This window comes from Rhizobium arsenicireducens (assembly GCF_964021225.1).
Genome location: NZ_CAXHYK020000001.1, coordinates 2,014,482 through 2,032,540, shown reverse-complemented (window position 1 = coordinate 2,032,540; position 18,059 = coordinate 2,014,482). Strand labels below are relative to the sequence as shown.

Below are 18,059 nucleotides of genomic sequence, written 5' to 3'. Positions count from 1 at the left end.
GTCGTCACTTCATTGCGTGGCCCCTCATCCGGCTGCCGCCACCTTCTCCCCGCGAGCGGGGAGAAGGACCGTGCCGCCGACGTTTCCATCCCTTCTCCCCGTTTGCGGGGAGAGGGTCAGGGTGAGGGGGCAAGTCCTATTCCTTGCAGGCAAACCGGTCCGTCGCGCGGATCAGCTGGTCGAGGATGCCTGGCTCCAGATAGGCGTGGCCCGCTCCCTCGATCAGGTGGAAATCGGCCTTCGGCCAGGCCTTGTGCAACGCCCAGGCATATTTCGCCGGGCAGGGCATGTCGTAGCGGCCATGCACGATGACGCCGGGAATGTCCTTGAGCTTATGGGCATCGCGCAGCAACTGTCCTTCGTCCAGCCAGCCGGCATGGACGAAGAAATGGTTCTCGATCCGGGCAAAGGCGATCGCGTAGTCGTCCTCGCCGAAATGCGCCTCGTAGTCCGGGTTCGGCAGGAGCGTGATGGTGCCGCCCTCCCATGTGCTCCAGGCGATCGCGCATTCCAGCTGCTTCTTCCTGTCCGTGCCGGTCAGGTAGCGGCGGTAGGCCGCCATCATCTCGTGCCGTTCCTCGGGCGGGATCGGTGCCTGGAAACGCTCCCACTTGTCCGGGAACATTTCCGACACGCCGAACTGGTAGTACCAGTCGAGCTCGGCCCTGGTCAGTGTGTAGATGCCGCGCAGGACCAATTCCGACACGTGCTCCGGATGCGTCTCCGCATACGCGAGCGCCAGTGTCGAGCCCCAGGAGCCGCCGAAGACGAGCCATTTCTCGATCCCCATCATCTCGCGCAGCCGCTCCATATCGGCGACGAGGTGCCAGGTGGTGTTGGCTTCCAGGCCGGCATGCGGGGTCGACTTGCCGCAGCCGCGCTGGTCGAACAGCAGGACGTCGTAGAGCTTCGGATCGAACAGGCGGCGCTGCGTCGGGCTCGTGCCGCCGCCCGGGCCGCCATGCAGGAAGACGGCGGGCTTGGCGCCCCTGGTGCCGACGCGTTCCCAATAGATCCTATGGCCGTCGCCGACATCGAGGAAGCCGGTCTCGAACGGTTCGATCTCCGGGTAGAAGCCGCGCAAGTCATTGGTCATGATCAATCCTTTTACCGCGGCCAGACGGCCGTATCGTGGTCGGGATGCTGGTGGTTACTCTGTGCGATCCGGGCGTTGCCGTCCGGCAGGTCTGAGCGGTCGGTCGCCTTTTGCGGAAGCGAGAAGAGCTTGTCGAAATAGGAAATCCGCGCCTCCACTCCGTCCTGCGACACGGGCGTGGTCGCCTCCGGATCGTCGAGGCTGCCGATCGTCACGCTGACATAGGGGGAATCGGCGGTCTTGAAAAAGAGCGGCGTGCCGCATCTCTCGCAAAAGCCTCGGCGGCAGGGATCGGAGGAGGAAAACCAGCCCGGCGTACCGCGGGTGATCGCGAAGTTCTCCTCGCGCGTACCGGCAAGCGCCATGAAGAAATTGCCGCCGGCCTTCTGGCACATGCGGCAGTGGCAGAGATGCGGATAGCCGAGCTTGCCGGCAATGCGGTAGCGCACCGCGCCGCACTGGCATCCACCGCTATGGCTCTCGGATCCGCTCACGGCTCACTCCTCCTTGGGCGGCCAGACCGCCGTATCATGATCGGGATGCTGGTTCGAAACCACCGAGGCGAAGAAAGCCTCCATGTCCGGCGTCTTCAACGCTGGCTTTTCGAACAGATGATCGATCCAGGGCAGGCGCTTGTCGTGGTTGACCTGCACTTGCGGTTCCAGCGCTTCCGGATGGTCGAAGGCGCCGATCGAAAGCTCGATGCTCTCGCCGACATGATAGGAGAGCGGCGTGCCGCATTTGTTGCAGAAGCCGCGCTTGACCTTGGCGGAGGAGCGAAACAGCGAGGGCTGGCCGCGCGTCCAGGTCAGATGCGCATGGTCGGCCGTCACAAAGGCGCCAAAGAACGAGCCGAAGGCCTTCTGGCACATGCGGCAATGGCAGATCGACGGGCGCCCGAGCTTTTCCGCCCGGAACCTGACCGCGCCGCATTGGCATCCGCCGGTGAAAATTCCGTCCATCTGCGTCTCCCTACGCCAGCATCACATAGGCGACGACTCCGCCCGTCACCAGAACAACGAGTAGCCCCTTGGCGATCAGGCCGTAGAGCAACCATTTCGGCATTTGCGTATTGGGGTTCTTCTCGATCATGCTTGGCTCTCCTTCGGCCAATCGCCGTCGGTGTCGTGGTCGGGATGCTGGTAGGACACGATCTCCAGCACGAAGGGAGCCTCATCGGCATCTTCTTCGGTGCGGTGGCCGGGCAATTTGTGCAGGTGATCGACGAAGTCGATCTTGCCCTCGACACCGAACTGCACGACCGGCGGCAGGCGCGACGGATCGTCGAAGGCGCCGGCGGCAATCGCCACGCCGTCGGGCGCCTCATACGTCAGCGGCGTGCCGCAACGGTCGCAAAAGCCGCGACTGGCGAAATTGGACGAGCGGAATTTCTTCGGCGCTCCGCGCGTCCACTCCAGTTGTGCTCCCCGCGTCGAGACGAGCGGCGCATAATAGGCGCCGAACGCCTTCTGGCACATGCGGCAGTGGCAGATCGACGAGTCCTTGAGAACACCACTGACCCGGAAGCGGATCGCGCCGCACTGGCATCCGCCGGTGTAGATGGCATCGGTCATGATGGGTCTCCTGATGTTGGCGCGGTGGTCAAGGTTTCACCCCCCTCTGCCCTGCCGGGCATCTCCCCCTCAAGGGGGGAGATCGACCAGGCCGCAGCCGTCTCTGTCCACATGAGAACCCGTGAGTTTGCCAAAAAGCGAAGGAAGGCAGACCGCCCAGATTCAAGTCCATATCCGCGAACGCTGCGGTTCAGGTGTTCCTGCGACGGCGCAACGTCCCGATCTCCCCCCTTGAGGGGGAGATACCCGGCAGGGCAGAGGGGGGTGTCAGCAAACGCCAGAACGGACATCCTACCGCTTGACCTCCCAGGTGGTCACCCGCTCGCCGCTCTCCTTGTCCTTGCCGTCCTTGAGCTGGATGCCCTTGGCCAGGAGATCGTCGCAGATCTTGTCGGCTTCGGCGAAGTTCTTTGCCTTCAGCATTTCAAGGCGCATGTCGACAAGCGCATGGACGGCGGCTGTGAGATCGTCGCTCATCGCTTAAGTTCCCAAGTCGTAAAGCGTTCTCCGGTTTCCTTGTCTTTGCCGTCTTTGAGCTGGATGCCCTTGGCGAGAAGCTCATCACGGATACGATCGGCCTCAGTGAACTGCTTCGTTGCAAGATACTCTGACCGCTGTCTGAGCTTTAAGCTGATGTCTGAAAGGTGACCGGAATCAAAGGCTTCTTGCCATTCTTGAAAAAGAACTTTCCCTGCGTGTGCAAGCGTTTCCATATATGTGGGAAGCATTGGATGATCTTTGAGCAAGATCCGAACACCGTCGTGAGCCGATATCGATGCCAGCGCCATTCTAAGGACATCTTCCTTTTCGGCGCTTGTAAGCGTGTTGCTGGTCATTGCCGACATAAATACAATCCGGTTTACGTCAGCATTCAACAACCCAAGTAGGTTTAGGCCCCAAACTAGACGTTCTGCTGGCTCAATCGACGCTACCGCACTCGCTGAAAGCGACTTCAAATAGTGCAGTGCCTCAACCGTATTGAGATCATTGGAAAGGATCCGGAGGAGATTTTCGTCAGGCCGAGGAGTGAAGCCTTGTGTTCCGGATATCAAAGAAAGAACGCTAGACCAGTTTTTAATCCAAGCCTCTGCTTCTCGCAGCCTCGAAATTGAAAAGTCAATTGGTTGCTTGTAGTCCGTCATCAGCATGGCGAGCCTGAGCACTTCGCCCGGCCACTTCCGCCCGCCGAACTTGTCCGTTTCCAGCAACTCGTTGATCGTAACGAAATTGCCCTCCGACTTCGACATCTTGCGGCCTTCGACCTGCAGGAAGCCGTTGTGCATCCAGACATTGGCCATGACGTCGGTGTCGAAGGCGCAGCAGGACTGGGCAATCTCGTTTTCGTGATGGGGGAAGATCAGGTCGAGCCCGCCGCCATGGATGTCGAACTGGTGCGGGCGGGCCTTGGCCTTCGGCGAAAGGCGGTCCTTGATCTCTTCCCAGAGATAGCGATCCGACATGGCCGAGCATTCGATATGCCAGCCGGGGCGGCCGTAGATCGCAACCTTTTCACCCTCGAAGGTGAAGTCGGCCTTCCAGCCGGGTTCGGTGTCGGCCGACTGTTTCCACAGAACGAAATCGCCGGGGTTCATCTTGTGGGCCTCGACGGCGATGCGGGCGCCGGCCTGCTGGTCTTCGAGCTTGCGCTTTGAAAGCTGACCGTAGTCGGCCATGGAGGCGGTGGCGAACAGCACCTCATGGCCTTCGGAGCCGGAAGCCACATAGGCATGACCCTGGTCCAGCAGCCGCTGGATGATGGCGATCATCTGGCCGATATTGTCGGTTGCCCGCGGCTCGACGGTGGGCTTGAGGCAGCCGAGCGCCGCCACGTCGGCATGGAACTGACTCTCAGTCTTGCCGGTGACCGCGCGGATGGCCTCGTTCAGCGTCATCGCGCCGTCGGCGATCTGCGCGCCGAAATCGCGCAGCGCGCGGGCGTTGATCTTGTCGTCGACGTCGGTGATGTTGCGCACATAGGTGACGTGGCTTTCGCCGTAGACATGGCGCAGCAGCCGGTAGAGCACGTCGAAGACGATGACAGGGCGCGCATTGCCGATATGGGCGAAGTCGTAGACGGTCGGGCCGCAGACATACATGCGCACATTTTCGGGATCGATCGGGGTGAAATCGACCTTGTCGCGCGTCAGTGTGTTGTAAAGCTTGAGGCTTACCGCCATTCCTGTCTCCCGATAGCCAAGCCGTCCGGCTGGACCGGGGCGTTTGTCATCTGGGACTTGGGTCAGGAGACGAAAACGGCCGGGCCAGCGCTGACGCTAGCGAATAATGATCCCGCAGATAATGCAGATGGTCGTTTTCATGGGGCGAGTTATGGCGCGGGCCGCGCGCGAGGTCAAGAGTGGAGGATCGCATAAGCCAGCGGCTTCCGGCTCTCGGCTACGCGCCGCATGCCACCACCATCTGCTTGATCTTTGAGGCCTTCTCGAAGTGGTCGAGCCGGTGGGTGCGTATCCATCATTCCGCCGCCTCCATCAGCAGCTCCGGATCTCGTTCCTGTTGGCGAATGAGGCGTAGAAGGACAGACCGATGTCGGGACCCTTCTCAGCCACTTTCCGGTCGCAAACCTGGATGATCTTCTTTGTCAGGCTAGCTCTCATCGATGACCTTTGTCCGGGGAGTTCAGGTGGCGGGAACCTTCCTGCTTCGCATTCCAAGTTGGTTCACTCCGGCATCCGGTAGTCGACGAGCTTGTTCTCTCGCACGACGAAGAGCTTGCCGGTCTCGGTGAGGCCGGGGCCGCACAGCGGCAGAAGCTTCGCGGCGACTTCTGAGGGATGCGGAACCGTGCTCGGGTCTTCACCCGGCATGGCCTGGGCGCGCATGGCGGTCCGGGTGGCGCCCGGATCGATGGATACGACGCGAAGCGGCAGGCGCTGTGTCTCACCCGCCCAGGTCCGGGCGAGCGCCTCGACGGCAGCCTTGGAGGCTGAGTAGGCGCCCCAGAAAGGGCGGCACTTGTGGGCAGCAGCCGATGACAGGATCAGCGCGCGACCCTGATCAGACTTGACGAGCAGCGGTTCGACCGAGCGGATCAGGCGCCAGGTGGCGGTGACATTGATGGTCATCACCTTTTCGAACACCTTGGCCTCGATGTGGCCGATCGGCGAGATGACGCCGAGCACGCCGGCATTGGCGACAAGTATGTCGAGCTTGCCCCAGCGCTCATTGATCGAGGCGCCAAGAGCGTCGATCGCATTCATGTCGGCAAGGTCGAAGGGTACGAGCGTCGCGGTGCCGCCGACGGTCTTGATCGCGTCGTCGAGTTCTTCAAGCCCACCGACGGTGCGGGCGCAGGCAATGACATGGGCGCCGGCCTTGGCGAGTTCGAGAGCGGTGTAGTAGCCGATGCCGCGCGAGGCGCCGGTGACGAGCGCGATACGGCCCTTCAGGTCAACTGTCATGGTATCTGTCCTTGAAACTCAGCCGTTGGTCGCCAGCATGGAGACCTTTCGGCCCATCTTCTCGCCTTCCTTGTCGAGCAGACGGGTTGGATAATCGCCGGTGAAATAGTGGTCGGTGAATTGCGGCGCATTGTTATCGCGCGGCTTGCCGCCGACGGCGCGGTAAAGCCCGTCGATCGACAGGAAGGCGAGCGAATCGGCACCGATATACTTCGCCATCGCTTCCGGTCCGGCATACTGGTTGGCCAGCAGCTTGTCGGCGTCCGGCGTGTCAATGCCGTAGAAGTCCGGATGGAAGATCATCGGCGAGGCGACGCGGATATGCACTTCCTTGGCGCCGGCATCGCGGATCATCTGCACGATCTTCAGCGAGGTGGTGCCGCGCACGATCGAATCGTCGACCAGCACGACCCGCTTGCCCTCAATCATCGCCCGGTTGGCGGAATGCTTGAGTTTGACGCCGAAGGCGCGAATCTGCTGCGTCGGCTCGATGAAGGTGCGGCCAACATAATGGTTGCGGATGATGCCGTATTCGAAGGGAATGCCGCTGGCCTGGGCATAGCCAAGCGCTGCCGGCGTGCCGCCGTCGGGCACCGGTACGACCACGTCGCCGTCGCAAGGGGCTTCGGTCGCCAGATTGAGGCCCATGGCCTTGCGCGTCTGGTACACGTTGCGGCCGCCGACGACGGAGTCGGGACGGGCGAAATAGACGTATTCAAACAGGCAGAGCCGTTCCGGCTGGGGCTTGGCAGGCTTGCGGGCGTCGATGGTGATCGAGCCGTCCGGCTGGATCTCGCAGATGATGACTTCGCCATTCTCGACGTCGCGGACGAACTTGGCGCCAATGATGTCGAGCGCGCAGGTTTCCGAGCAGAAGATAGGCTTGCCGTCGAGTTCGCCCATCACGAGCGGGCGGATGCCGATCGGGTCACGGGCGGCAATGAGCTTGGTGCGGGTCATCGCCAGCATCGAATAACCGCCTTCCATCTGGCGGATGGCGTCGATGAAGCGGTCGGCCGTGGAGGAATGACGCGAGCGGGCGATGAGATGCAGCACGACTTCGGTGTCGGAGGTCGACTGACAGATGGCGCCGGTGGCGATGATCTGGCGGCGCAGGGTCAGACCGTTGGTGAAGTTGCCGTTATGGGCAATGGCGATGCCGCCTTCTTCCAGTTCGGCAAACAGTGGCTGCACGTTGCGCAACGCCACTTCGCCGGTGGTCGAATAGCGGGTATGGCCGATGGCCACCGAACCGGGCAGTTTGGCGAGCGTCGCCGGATTGGTATAGTGGTCGCCGACCAGGCCCATGTGTTTTTCGGTGTGAAACTGACGCCCGTCGAACGAGACGATGCCGGCCGCTTCCTGGCCGCGATGTTGAAGCGCATGCAGGCCCAGCGCAGTCAGGGTCGCCGCATCGGGGTGGCCCAGAATGCCGAACACCCCGCATTCCTCATGGAGTGTGTCGTCTTCGAGACTCCATTCAAAACCGGAAAAATCAGACTGAGACATGGAAGCAGGCCTTTGCTCGATCGGACAGATGTGCCGGGACGGCTTTAACACGGAAGCCGCCGGTCTGTCCTGATCCGGCGGCGTCCGCAAGTGATTGTCTTTGGCGCGGCCGAAGGCCGCAGCCCGGTCAGTTGTTGGCGGCCGGTGCGTCTTCCGTTGGTACCAAGTTGTCCGGCGCCTGATCGGTCGGAGCTTCGGCAGCCGGCGCATTCGTCGCCGGCTCTTCCTTGCCGAGGATGCGTGCGCGGATTTGCGGCTCGATGTCTTCCGGCAGAACGGCCTCGAGCTTCAGCACGAGCGCGTCGAGGAAGGGCTTCGACTTGGCATTGTTGACCCAGTCAGGGCGATGCTTGACGTCGACCAGCCAGTTCCAGAAAGCCACCGCGACGACCAGCAACAGGATGCCGCGCGCCGCGCCGAACAGAAAACCGAGCGTGCGGTCAAGCGCGCCGATGCGGCTATCGATGATGAAGTCGGCGATGCGGCTGGTGATGAACGAGATGACGATCAGTGCCACCAGAAAGATGATGCCGGCCGATCCGGCGATCGCGATGCGGTCATCACTCGTGTAGTTCTGCACGTAAGGAAGCAGCACCGGATAAAGATAATAGGCGGCGGCAATCGCGCCGGCCCAGCTGGCGATCGAAAGGACTTCGCGCGAAAATCCGCGCACCATGGCGAGTACGGCCGAGAACAGCACGACGCCGATGACAATACCGTCAAAAATCGTAATGGGCATAAATACCAACTCCAAGACTTGCCGGCCACCGCCTGCTTTTTTGCCATCGCGACCACTGTCGCCTTAAGCCGGCCGGGCCGGATTGGATCAGTCGCCAGCCTCTTCCGAGCGCGCCTTCAACCGTGAGCCGGCGATCCGCGCCACGAGATCGGGCAGGCTCTCGACTTCGCTCCACTTCCCGGTCGCCCCTTTCGGAAGTTCCGACGAAGCGGCAGGCAGGACAGCGGACGAGAAGCCGAGCTTTTCCGCCTCCTTCAACCGCTGGGCCGTATGCGCAACCGGACGGACCGCGCCTGACAGGCTGACTTCGCCGAAATAGACGCAATCGGCGGGAAGGGCAAGACCGGCCAGTGACGAAACAAGGGCAGAGGCGATCGCCATGTCCGCAGCGGGCTCAGAGATGCGATATCCGCCCGCAACATTCAAGTAGACGTCGTGTTGTCCGAGGCGAACGCCACAATGGGCCTCGAGCACGGCGAGGATCATCGCAAGGCGCGACGAATCCCAGCCGACGACGGCACGGCGCGGCGTGCCAAGCGTTGTCGCCGCGACGAGCGCCTGTACTTCAACGAGCACCGGGCGGGTCCCTTCCATGCCGGCGAAGACCGCGGCGCCGGGCGACTTTGCATTGCGTTCGCCGAGGAAGAGTTCCGACGGGTTGGCGACTTCACGCAGGCCCTTGTCAGACATTTCGAAAACACCGATCTCGTCGGTCGGGCCGAAGCGGTTCTTCACCGTGCGCAGGATGCGGTAGTGATGGCCGCGATCGCCCTCGAAGTAGAGCACCGCATCGACCATGTGTTCGACCACGCGCGGACCGGCGATCTGGCCGTCCTTGGTGACATGGCCGACCAGCACCATGGTGGCGCCGGTCTGCTTGGCAAAGCGGATCATAGCTTGCACGCCGGTCCGGACCTGCGTGACTGTGCCCGGTGCCGAATCCGCCGCGTCGCTCCACAGCGTCTGAATCGAATCGATGATGACGAGATCCGGGCGCTTGCCTTCGGAAATGGTGGCGAGGATGTCCTCGACATTGGTCTCGGCGGCGAGAAGAACATCAGTGTCGGCGGCGTGGAGACGCTGGGCGCGGAGCCGAACCTGTGCGACCGCCTCTTCGCCCGAGACGTAGATGACGCGATGGCCCTTGCGCGACAGGGCGGCGGCCGCCTGCATGAGAAGCGTCGACTTGCCGATGCCCGGATCGCCGCCGATCAGCACGGCCGAGCCGCGCACGAAACCGCCACCAGTCGCACGGTCGAGTTCGCCCATGCCGGTCGGGATGCGCGGTGCTTCCTCGATTTCGCCGGACAGCGAGGTGAGGGTGACCGGGCGGCCCTTCTTCGGCGTCTTTCCAGGACCGGAGCCGATGCCGCCCATCGGGTCTTCCTCGACGATGGTGTTCCACTCGCCGCAGCCGTCGCACTTGCCGGCCCAGCGGTTATGCACCGTGCCGCAGTTCTGGCAGATGAATTGGGTCTTCGCTTTCGCCATCCGGGAGAATTCCTGTGTCCGCGCCGCACGCGGAACAAAAAGTGAATATCGATCTCTCAGTTAGGAGAAATCGCGGGAATGCGCAAGCCGGCCGCGTGTATCCTAGAGCGCTTCGATGTAGCGCCGCTCGTAGCGTAGGCCGAGCCCCGTCAGCAGTTCGTAACCGATCGTGCCGGCGGCGCGGGCCACCTCGTCGATCGGCATGTTGGCGCCGAACAGTTCGATATAGTCGCCGGCGGAAATGGCGTTTGGTGGCACGTCGGTCACGTCGAAGATCGTCAGGTCCATGGTGACGCGGCCGGCGACCGGCACTTTGTGGCCGGCGACAAAACCACAGGCGCCGGCAATTCCCGTCTCGCGAAGCGGCACACCGCTGCCCGAGAGCGAACGTAAATAGCCGTCGGCATAGCCGGCGGAGACCACGGCCAGCCGGCTGTCGCGGCCAAGCGTGCAGGTTGCGCCATAGCTCACCGCTTCTCCGGCCTTGGCTTCGCGGATCTGCAGGATGCGGGCTTCGGCGGTTGCAACCGCGCGCATCGGGTTCTTCACGCCGTTGACTGCCTCGCCGCCATAGAGCGCGATGCCGGGACGGGTCAGGTCGAAGTGGTATTCCGGCCCGAGGAAGGTTCCAGCAGAAGCTGAAAGGCTTGAATCGATCCCTTCGAAGGCGGCGCTAACCTTCAGGAATGATTCCAGTTGCTGGCGGTTCATCGGGGATAACGGATCGTCGCCGCAGGCGAGATGGCTGAGCACCAGAACCGGGGAGAAGCTCGCTGGCCGCGACACGTCGTCGGCCAGTGCCAGGGCATCCTCGAGCGGCAGGCCGAGGCGGTTGAAGCCGGTATCGACATGCAGTGCGCAAGGGTGGTCGCCATGCTCTGCAACGACCGACATCCAGAAGACGAGCTGTTCCTGCGAGGCAAGGACCGGAACGAGATCGTACTCGAAGAAGGTCTCCTCCATGCCTGGCCATATGCCGGACAGCACAAAAATCCGCGCTTCGGGTGCGTAGGGCCTGAGCGTCGCGCCCTCGGAAGGGATCGCAACGAAAAAGTCACGCGCGCCCGCATGATAAAGCGTCTGGCCGATATCTTCGATGCCAAGGCCGTAGGCGTCCGCTTTGACCACGGCCGCGGTGCGCGCCTTGCCGGATCGCCTGGCCATGTCCCGCCAATTGTCCGCGAGGGCGGAAAGATCGATGGTTAGTCGGAGAGGGGCGGCGAGAAACTCATCGGAGGCGTCGGTCAGGTCGAGGGCGGCGGTCATCGTCTGGGTACCACTGGGCTGAGAGAATTGTCCGCGACCCTAGCATTTTTCGCGTGCCCGGGAACGTATGTGGCCGACTAAATCTCGCAATGCACAATTGTTTGCCGCGCAGCTCCGCACGGCTTGACCGTCAGAAACTCCGTGGCCGAGATTTTTGACTGTGCTGGCTCACGGCTCCTCATAGGCGGTGAAGCTCGGGTCGGCGAGGTCGGCGAAGCGCGTGAATTCCGCCTGGAAGGCGAGCTTGACGGTGCCGGTCGGTCCGTGGCGCTGCTTGGCGATGATGACGTCGGCCGTGCCCTTGACCTTGTCCATCAGTGCTTCCCATTCCGGATATTTGGGGTCGGCCATGTCGCGCGGCTCGCTGTTCTTTACATAGTATTCCTCACGGAAAACGAACAGCACGACGTCGGCATCCTGCTCGATCGAGCCCGACTCACGAAGGTCGGACAGCTGTGGCCGCTTGTCTTCGCGGCTTTCCACGCCACGCGACAGCTGAGACAGCGCGATGATGGGAACGTTGAGTTCCTTGCCGAGCGCCTTCAGGCCCGTGGTGATCTGGGTGATTTCCTGCACGCGGTTCTCGCCCGCCTTGCCGGCACCGGTCATCAACTGGATATAGTCGACCACCAGGCAGTCGAGGCCGCGCTGGCGCTTGAGGCGACGGGCGCGGGCCGACAGCTGGGCGATCGAGATACCACCGGTCTGGTCGATGAACAGCGGCACTTTCTGCATCATCTGGCTGCAGGCGACGAGCTTTTCGAAATCGGCTTCGGTGATGTCACCGCGGCGGATCTTCGAGGACGAGACCTCCGTCTGCTCGGAGATGATACGGGTGGCGAGCTGTTCGGACGACATTTCCAGCGAATAGAAGCCGACGACGCCGCCGTTCTTGGCCTTGAAGGAGCCGTCCGGATTGATCTCGGGCTCATAAGCGGCGGCGATATTGTAGGCTATGTTGGTCGCGAGCGAGGTCTTGCCCATGCCCGGACGTCCGGCCAGCACGATCAAGTCGGAGCGCTGCAGGCCGCCCATCTTGCTGTCGAGCGACATGATGCCGGTGGAAATGCCGGACAGGTGCCCGTCACGTTCGAAGGCGGCGCCGGCCATGTCGATCGCCTGTGCAACCGCATCGTTGAATGACTGGAAGCCGCCGTCATAACGGCCATTCTCGGCAAGAGCGAAGAGGCGGCGTTCGGTGTCTTCGATCTGTGCCTGCGGCGGCATGTCGAGCGGCGCGTCGTAGGCGATGTTGACGACGTCTTCGCCGATCTGAATGAGGGAACGCCGGAGCGCGAGGTCGTAGATCGCCCGGCCATAGTCCTCGGCGTTGATGATGGTGACCGCTTCCGAAGCGAGGCGGGCGAGGTATTGCGCAACCGTCAGGTCGCCGACCTTCTGCTCGGCTGGCAGGAAGGTCTTGATGGTGACCGGGTTGGCGGTCTTGCCCATGCGGATGATCTCGGAGGCGACCTCGAAGATCTTGCGGTGCAGGGCCTCGTACAGGTGATCCGGCTTGAGGAAGTCGGAGACGCGGTAATAGGCGTCATTGTTGACGAGAATCGCACCCAGAAGGGCCTGTTCGGCCTCAATATTGTTCGGCGCTTCCCGGTAGTGGGCTTCGGCCGGCTGGATCGGGGCTATCTTGCGCGCAGCATCGTTCATCGCGGGCTACCGTCTTTTCTTCTCGGGAATGTCTATCGTGTTGGCCTATGGATTTGGCGGCTGGGTTGGTGCGAGTCAACTTCAATCGAGCGCACGGGACTTGTCCCCTTCTATCCACAGGGCATCGAATAGAATCAGCACCCATCGTGAGGAAAGTGCTTGCGCGAAATTCTCGCCAAACGAATCGCCAATCCGCGTCTGATCATATCGCAAAGCCCTGCCGTGAACGGCAAAACTTCAAACGCCATCACTCGCCGCGCAATCGGCAGGAAAAACAAAAACGCCCGGGTCGCGAGACCCGGGCGTCGTGTCCAGCAGGCGCTGGTCTTATTCGTCGTCGCCTTCGTCGCGGTCAGCGTCCGGATCGAAGAAGTCTTCCGGGCGAAGCGCGTCTTCATCCACGCCGTAGATGGCGTCGGCCGAGGTGAGGCTTTCGCCCTTTTCCTGGCGTTCGGCTTCGTCGGCCGAGCGGGCAACATTGAGTTCGACCGCGATTTCGACCTCGGCGTGCAGATGGATGACCACTTTGTGCAGGCCGATGGCCTTGATTGGGGTGTTCAGTTCGACCTGGCTGCGACCAAGGTTGAAGCCTTCGGCGGCGAGGATTTCAACGACGTCACGGGCGGCAACCGAACCGTAGAGCTGGCCGGTTTCGCCGGCAGAGCGAACGACGATGAAGCGCTTGCCGTCGAGAACTTCGGCGACCGTCTGGGCCTCGGACTTGCGCTCGAGGTTGCGGGCTTCGAGCGTTGCGCGCTCGGCATCGAAGCGTGCCTTGTTCGCGGCATTGGCGCGCAGGGCCTTGCCCAGCGGCAGGAGGTAGTTACGGGCAAAGCCGTCACGAACCTTTACGGTTTCGCCCATCTGGCCGAGCTTGGCGATGCGTTCGAGAAGAATCACGTCCATTTTTCTGTTCCTTTCAGTTTGAATTTACGACTCGGACTGGTCAGTCTTGGCCTTGCGGGCCGGGGTCAGGGCCACGGTCCGCCTTGTATCGGCAAGTCCGAGGACGAGAATGATGAAGGCCGGCAGGATCATCGGAGCGGAGATATAGGCGAGAACGAGCGCCGGAAGGCGCCAGTCCTTGCCGCGCGTGCGCAGGTGCAGCACGCCGAAGCCTGCCAGCAGGAAGCCCGCGCCGAAGGTGCCGCAAATCGTCGCTCCGATCAGTGCCGGCACACCACCGAGGAAGCAGGCGACGATCCCGGCGAGGAAAATGTAGACCGCGTTGCGGTTCATTCGCAGCGAAGACGGAAAGTCCTCGCGCGGGCGCAGCGCCCGGCCGGAAGAGTTCACGACGCGCATGGCGATGTAATAGGCGGCAAATAGCATCAGCACCCAGATACCGCCCTGAACGATCGGCAGCAGCAGTACCATCGTGCGCTTGACTTGCTCGATCGAGGCAGGGTCGGCCGCAAGCGTCGGATCGCGCTCGTTGACCGAGGCGATCAGCATATCGACCATCTGGCCGGTCAGGTCCGGGCCGTAGCCGATCATGACGCCGAGAAAGATCACCGCGAGCGTCACCAGCCCGCACAGATGCAGCAGGATGTCGGACAGCGGGTACCAGGCCACCAGGTCGTCGGGGCCACCGATCTCGGAAGCGGGCCGGGCGAGATTGGCGAGATGGCTGAGCCAGCCGGCCGGAAGCAGGGTAAAGATGGCCATGGCAAGCGCAAAGAGCGGCGAGATAGCGAGCGCGCCGAGGACAGCTGCTGTTCCGATGGCGGTGATTGACGCCACATTTCCCCAGCCAAGGCCGACGATCAGGACGGGCAGAGCCGAAGCGGCATAGAGTATCGAGGAAAACGACGGCTGCGCATTCGCGCCCAGCACCAGCAGGGTAGCGGTAATACCGGCGATCACGCCGATCAGCAGCAATTGTCTGTTCACTTGTTTCACGCTCGCTGTCCTGCTGGTTCAAGCAGTTAGGGGAGAAGCCGGAATCAGATCCTGAAGTCCGTCCCCAACATGGGATTTCACCTGAAGTCGCTGAAGCTTCGCTTGAAGCTGGCGGCCGTCGGCATGGTTCCGATCCGCGCCCAACGCGGAAGGGATGAAGCCCGCCGGCGTGATGCCGGCAGGCTTCGGATCGGTCTTAGGCTACGACGTACGGCAGCAGGCCGAGGAAGCGGGCGCGCTTGATCGCCTTGGCGAGTTCGCGCTGCTTCTTCTGGGAAACTGCGGTGATACGCGAAGGTACGATCTTGCCGCGCTCGGAAATGTAGCGCTGCAGCAGACGAACGTCCTTATAGTCGATCTTCGGAGCATTTGCGCCCGAGAAGGGGCAGGTCTTGCGACGACGATGGAAGGGACGACGTGCCTGAGAAGAGGATGCATCAGCCATTGTAATTTCTCCTTTTGCTCAGCTTTACGCGCGGTCTTCGCGCGGACGACGCTCGAAGCCACCTTCGCGCGGGCCACGGTCCGGACGCGGACCACGGTCGCTGAAGCCACCTTCGCGGCGCGGGCCACGGTCGTCGCCGTCACGGCGCGGACGGTCATCACGGTCGCGCTTCTGCATCATGGCCGACGGGCCTTCTTCGTGGGCTTCCACGGCGATGGTCATGTAACGAAGAATGTCTTCGTTGATGCGCATCTGGCGTTCCATTTCGTGGATCGCCGCACCCGGAGCTTCGATGTCCATCAGCGCGTAATGAGCCTTGCGGTTCTTCTTGATGCGGTAGGTGAGGGACTTGAGGCCCCAGTTTTCTACGCGCCCGACCTTGCCGCCATTCGCTTCGATAACACCCTTGTACTGTTCGACGAGGGCATCAACCTGCTGAGCGGACATATCCTGCCGGGCAAGGAATACATGTTCGTAAAGAGCCATTGTAAGCTTTGCCTTTCTTGCGGTTGTCATCACCCGGATCCGGCGCTAAGCCTCAACGACTGCTCCTGTTCGGCCAGGCCGAGGCAAGAAAAGCGTTGTGTTCGAGACGGTCGAGAGCGGAGACACGGGAGACCGGAACCCTTGTGGTTCCTGCGGATCCATTGCTGGAGCCTGCCCTCCGTTCAGCCACCAGCCAGAAAGACCGGGTGTTGTGAACGGCGCGCTTATACGCGTATCGGCCGGAAATGCAAGGTCTCTGCGGAATTTTCTGCGCCCATGGCGTCTTTCGTTGCGGGGTTAACCACGCGCTTACCGAGATTTGTGTATCAGTTTCGGGATCGCTCGGGCGGCCTGTAAGCTAATTCTGAACTTCTTCAGTCCATGCTGCGTCCAGATTTTGGTGCGACTTTTCGTCAGGAATACTGCCATGCCGGTGATCAACAGCTTCTATCGCAATCCGTCTGCGAGTGCCTATGCGACTCAGTTGTTTTCACCTGCAGATGCTGACCTGCGTCCGCGGCTGCCTTCCTCATCCTGGGGGCAGTCGGAGCCTGCGGTTGTTGCCGAGACTTCTGGCCAGAGGGCACTTGCCCGGATTATCGAGATCCTCGCCCTGAGAGACGAAGCTGTCGACGAGACCGGCACGGTCGACGAAACCTTGGGCCATATCACGGCGGCAAGAGGAGGCAGCGGCGACGACAGTTTGACCTTCCGCGCGCAGAGCGTCTCCAATGTCGAGACGGGGAACGGTGACGATCACGTGACCGCAAAGGCCGCGTCCATCGCCTCGATTGCCACCGGGAACGGATCCGACAGGATAAGCGCAAGTGGGGGTTTCATCGCCTATGTCGACGCCGGTGGCGGAGACGACGTCGTCGAGATCGCGGCCCGGCTGGTGATGGGCATCTCCGGCGGTGCGGGGAACGATCGCATTGCGGCCGCCGGTGAGGCGCTGATCGGGATCGATGGCGGCGAGGGTGATGATGACCTCACTCTCGAAGGCACGAGGATATTCGCCTCGGGCGGCACGGGCAACGACACGATCGTGTTCAAGCGGACCAATCAGACAGCATCGAATGCGGTTGCGGAATACGCATTCGCCCGCGGTGACGGGCAGGACGCCATCACGTCCAACGGCGGCGTGACCCTCAGGCTCGACGGCTACCTGGAGCGGGATGTGCGGATCTCGGTGACTGGAAATACACTGACCGCTTCCTTCGAAGGAACGACGGACCGCATCACGTTGACACTCGATCAGAAGGCGCTGAATGGCGCTGGCCTGTCCTACAGCTTTGCGCTCGATCAGGGGCAAACAGTGTTGAAAGTCGGCTGAGCCACGCCGGCAGCCGTGCCTGCCGGCGTGGGCGATCCAAATTCAGATCTGCACCAGAGCAAAGGTGTATGCCCCGTAAATCACCAGCATGGCACCGGCTACGAGCCGGCGTACGCCGACATGGGTCAGCAGCAAGGCCGAAAATCCGAGCGTGATCGCCAGCATCACCGGCACGTCGAAGCTCGCGAAACGGGGGGCGGCGCTAACCGGTTGTATGATCGAGGTGACACCGAGGATGAACAGGATGTTGAAAATGTTCGAGCCGACGATATTGCCGATCATGATGTCGGAGTGACGACGCAAGGCCGACATGATGCCGGTGGCCAGCTCGGGCAGGGACGTTCCGATGGCGACGACCGTCAGGCCGATCACGGCTTCCGACACGCCGAAATCGCGCGCCAGATTGGTCGCTCCGCGAACCAGAGCCTCCGCGCCAGCAAAGAGTGTCAGCAGACCGCCAGCAATCAACGTCGCCATGAAGACGCCGCTGAGCTTTTCGTGCTTGACCTCCTCGTCAAGCGGGACTGATGCCTTGCGACCCTGGAGGTAGGCATAACCGACATAGGCGAGCAGGAGCGCCACCATGGCCAGGCCTGCTATGCGTTCGATCGAGCCAAATTGGACCAGACCAAGAAGCAGAAGCGAGGCGGCCATCATGACATAGGTGTCCCGGCGCACGGCCCGGTCCCAGGTGGAGATGGGATAGATCAAAGCACATGCGCCGACGATCAGGAGGACATTGGCGGTATTGGATCCGACGACATTCCCGAGAGCGATATCGGCCGAACCAGTGGTTGCGGCGCGAATGGACACCAGGAGTTCCGGCATGGACGTGCCGAAGCCGACGATGATCAGCGAGACGACGAGTGTCGGTATCGCGAGCTTCTGAGCCAGGGCGATCGCCCCGCGCAAGAGCCACTCGGCGCCAAAATACAGTCCCGCAATTCCGGCAACGACCAGGATGTAATCCACGTTTATCCCCTTTGTGTCTGGGAAGGCTTCCCAAGTTGAGCACAGGCCCAGATGGTCATTGCCGGCCCCCTTTTACAGAGCGGGAACTCTTCAGAAACAAAATTGTTGCCGAATGGTCACTTGTGGGGTCAAGATCAGCATCAGCGCACTTCGGTTCCAACT

17 protein-coding genes and 2 pseudogenes are annotated in these 18,059 nt (G+C 61.9%); 1 reads left to right on the top strand and 18 read right to left on the bottom strand.

The genetic code is table 11. From position 1 onward, the window contains the following. Window positions 1-136 precede the first annotated feature (136 nt). From pip to rpsF, 17 genes and pseudogenes are all read right to left on the bottom strand, one after another. A complete protein-coding gene (gene pip / locus ACWPVA_RS10050) occupies window positions 137-1,096 on the bottom strand; it encodes a prolyl aminopeptidase (protein WP_454287546.1) in 960 nt (319 codons plus the stop codon). A gap of 11 nt (window positions 1,097-1,107) precedes the next feature. Then, the gene (locus ACWPVA_RS10045) at window positions 1,108-1,590 is read right to left on the bottom strand and encodes a GFA family protein (protein ID WP_454287545.1); all 483 of its coding nucleotides are present in this window, start codon (window positions 1,588-1,590) and stop codon (window positions 1,108-1,110) included. A gap of 3 nt (window positions 1,591-1,593) precedes the next feature. Continuing rightward, on the bottom strand, window positions 1,594-2,058 hold the full coding sequence (locus tag ACWPVA_RS10040; RefSeq protein WP_454287544.1) for a GFA family protein: 465 nt from the start codon (window positions 2,056-2,058) through the stop codon (window positions 1,594-1,596). A gap of 126 nt (window positions 2,059-2,184) precedes the next feature. Further along, on the bottom strand, window positions 2,185-2,670 hold the full coding sequence (locus ACWPVA_RS10035; protein ID WP_454287543.1) for a GFA family protein: 486 nt from the start codon (window positions 2,668-2,670) through the stop codon (window positions 2,185-2,187). A 291-nt stretch (window positions 2,671-2,961) separates the two neighbouring features. Then, window positions 2,962-3,132: pseudogene (locus tag ACWPVA_RS10030) on the bottom strand (CysS/YqeB C-terminal domain-containing protein); the annotation flags it as partial. 11 nt (window positions 3,133-3,143) lie between these two features. Next, window positions 3,144-4,847: a cysteine--tRNA ligase gene (gene cysS / locus ACWPVA_RS10025; protein ID WP_454287542.1), complete on the bottom strand. Its 1,704-nt coding sequence runs from the start codon at window positions 4,845-4,847 to the stop codon at window positions 3,144-3,146. A 217-nt stretch (window positions 4,848-5,064) separates the two neighbouring features. Further along, window positions 5,065-5,285, bottom strand: a pseudogene (locus ACWPVA_RS10020) (DUF6500 family protein). A 63-nt stretch (window positions 5,286-5,348) separates the two neighbouring features. After that, window positions 5,349-6,089, bottom strand: coding sequence for an SDR family NAD(P)-dependent oxidoreductase (locus ACWPVA_RS10015; protein ID WP_454287541.1), 741 nt, complete (start codon window positions 6,087-6,089; stop codon window positions 5,349-5,351). Window positions 6,090-6,107: 18 nt separating this feature from the next. Then, complete coding sequence (gene purF / locus ACWPVA_RS10010) at window positions 6,108-7,598, bottom strand: amidophosphoribosyltransferase (protein ID WP_454287540.1); 1,491 nt, start codon at window positions 7,596-7,598, stop codon at window positions 6,108-6,110. A 127-nt stretch (window positions 7,599-7,725) separates the two neighbouring features. Beyond that, entirely contained in the window at window positions 7,726-8,337 is a 612-nt protein-coding gene (locus tag ACWPVA_RS10005; RefSeq protein WP_454287539.1) for a CvpA family protein, read from the bottom strand. Between the two features lie 87 nt (window positions 8,338-8,424). Continuing rightward, on the bottom strand, window positions 8,425-9,828 hold the full coding sequence (gene radA / locus ACWPVA_RS10000) for a DNA repair protein RadA (protein WP_454287538.1): 1,404 nt from the start codon (window positions 9,826-9,828) through the stop codon (window positions 8,425-8,427). Window positions 9,829-9,930: 102 nt separating this feature from the next. Next, the gene (gene alr, locus ACWPVA_RS09995) at window positions 9,931-11,094 is read right to left on the bottom strand and encodes an alanine racemase (RefSeq protein ID WP_454287537.1); all 1,164 of its coding nucleotides are present in this window, start codon (window positions 11,092-11,094) and stop codon (window positions 9,931-9,933) included. A 168-nt stretch (window positions 11,095-11,262) separates the two neighbouring features. Further along, window positions 11,263-12,759 (bottom strand): replicative DNA helicase, encoded by a 1,497-nt coding sequence (locus tag ACWPVA_RS09990; RefSeq protein WP_454287536.1) that lies wholly within the window; start codon window positions 12,757-12,759, stop codon window positions 11,263-11,265. Window positions 12,760-13,086: 327 nt separating this feature from the next. Further along, complete coding sequence (gene rplI / locus ACWPVA_RS09985; RefSeq protein WP_454287535.1) at window positions 13,087-13,665, bottom strand: 50S ribosomal protein L9; 579 nt, start codon at window positions 13,663-13,665, stop codon at window positions 13,087-13,089. Window positions 13,666-13,689: 24 nt separating this feature from the next. Continuing rightward, window positions 13,690-14,661: a DUF2232 domain-containing protein gene (locus ACWPVA_RS09980; protein ID WP_454287534.1), complete on the bottom strand. Its 972-nt coding sequence runs from the start codon at window positions 14,659-14,661 to the stop codon at window positions 13,690-13,692. Window positions 14,662-14,857: 196 nt separating this feature from the next. Further along, window positions 14,858-15,106: a 30S ribosomal protein S18 gene (rpsR, locus tag ACWPVA_RS09975; protein WP_454287533.1), complete on the bottom strand. Its 249-nt coding sequence runs from the start codon at window positions 15,104-15,106 to the stop codon at window positions 14,858-14,860. Between the two features lie 24 nt (window positions 15,107-15,130). Then, window positions 15,131-15,592 (bottom strand): 30S ribosomal protein S6, encoded by a 462-nt coding sequence (gene rpsF / locus ACWPVA_RS09970; RefSeq protein WP_454287532.1) that lies wholly within the window; start codon window positions 15,590-15,592, stop codon window positions 15,131-15,133. 427 nt (window positions 15,593-16,019) lie between these two features. Here rpsF and ACWPVA_RS09965 point away from each other — a divergent pair, with 427 nt between their 5' ends. Beyond that, window positions 16,020-16,925 carry an RTX toxin gene (locus ACWPVA_RS09965; protein WP_454287531.1) on the top strand — a complete coding sequence of 302 codons (906 nt, stop codon included), beginning with the start codon at window positions 16,020-16,022 and terminating at the stop codon, window positions 16,923-16,925. A 42-nt stretch (window positions 16,926-16,967) separates the two neighbouring features. On the opposite strand, the gene ACWPVA_RS09960 is transcribed toward ACWPVA_RS09965, so the two are convergent. Next, complete coding sequence (locus tag ACWPVA_RS09960; RefSeq protein WP_454287530.1) at window positions 16,968-17,897, bottom strand: calcium/sodium antiporter; 930 nt, start codon at window positions 17,895-17,897, stop codon at window positions 16,968-16,970. Window positions 17,898-18,059: the final 162 nt, after the last annotated feature.

Coding starts and splice junctions, on each gene's coding strand:
- pip (WP_454287546.1), bottom strand. CDS start 1,096: ATGACCAATGACTTGCGCGGCTTCTACCCGGAGATCGAACCGTTCGAG.
- ACWPVA_RS10040 (WP_454287544.1), bottom strand. CDS start 2,058: ATGGACGGAATTTTCACCGGCGGATGCCAATGCGGCGCGGTCAGGTTC.
- ACWPVA_RS10035 (WP_454287543.1), bottom strand. CDS start 2,670: ATGACCGATGCCATCTACACCGGCGGATGCCAGTGCGGCGCGATCCGC.
- cysS (WP_454287542.1), bottom strand. CDS start 4,847: ATGGCGGTAAGCCTCAAGCTTTACAACACACTGACGCGCGACAAGGTC.
- ACWPVA_RS10015 (WP_454287541.1), bottom strand. CDS start 6,089: ATGACAGTTGACCTGAAGGGCCGTATCGCGCTCGTCACCGGCGCCTCG.
- purF (WP_454287540.1), bottom strand. CDS start 7,598: ATGTCTCAGTCTGATTTTTCCGGTTTTGAATGGAGTCTCGAAGACGAC.
- ACWPVA_RS10005 (WP_454287539.1), bottom strand. CDS start 8,337: ATGCCCATTACGATTTTTGACGGTATTGTCATCGGCGTCGTGCTGTTC.
- radA (WP_454287538.1), bottom strand. CDS start 9,828: ATGGCGAAAGCGAAGACCCAATTCATCTGCCAGAACTGCGGCACGGTG.
- alr (WP_454287537.1), bottom strand. CDS start 11,094: ATGACCGCCGCCCTCGACCTGACCGACGCCTCCGATGAGTTTCTCGCC.
- ACWPVA_RS09990 (WP_454287536.1), bottom strand. CDS start 12,759: ATGAACGATGCTGCGCGCAAGATAGCCCCGATCCAGCCGGCCGAAGCC.
- rplI (WP_454287535.1), bottom strand. CDS start 13,665: ATGGACGTGATTCTTCTCGAACGCATCGCCAAGCTCGGCCAGATGGGC.
- rpsR (WP_454287533.1), bottom strand. CDS start 15,106: ATGGCTGATGCATCCTCTTCTCAGGCACGTCGTCCCTTCCATCGTCGT.
- rpsF (WP_454287532.1), bottom strand. CDS start 15,592: ATGGCTCTTTACGAACATGTATTCCTTGCCCGGCAGGATATGTCCGCT.
- ACWPVA_RS09965 (WP_454287531.1), top strand. CDS start 16,020: ATGCCGGTGATCAACAGCTTCTATCGCAATCCGTCTGCGAGTGCCTAT.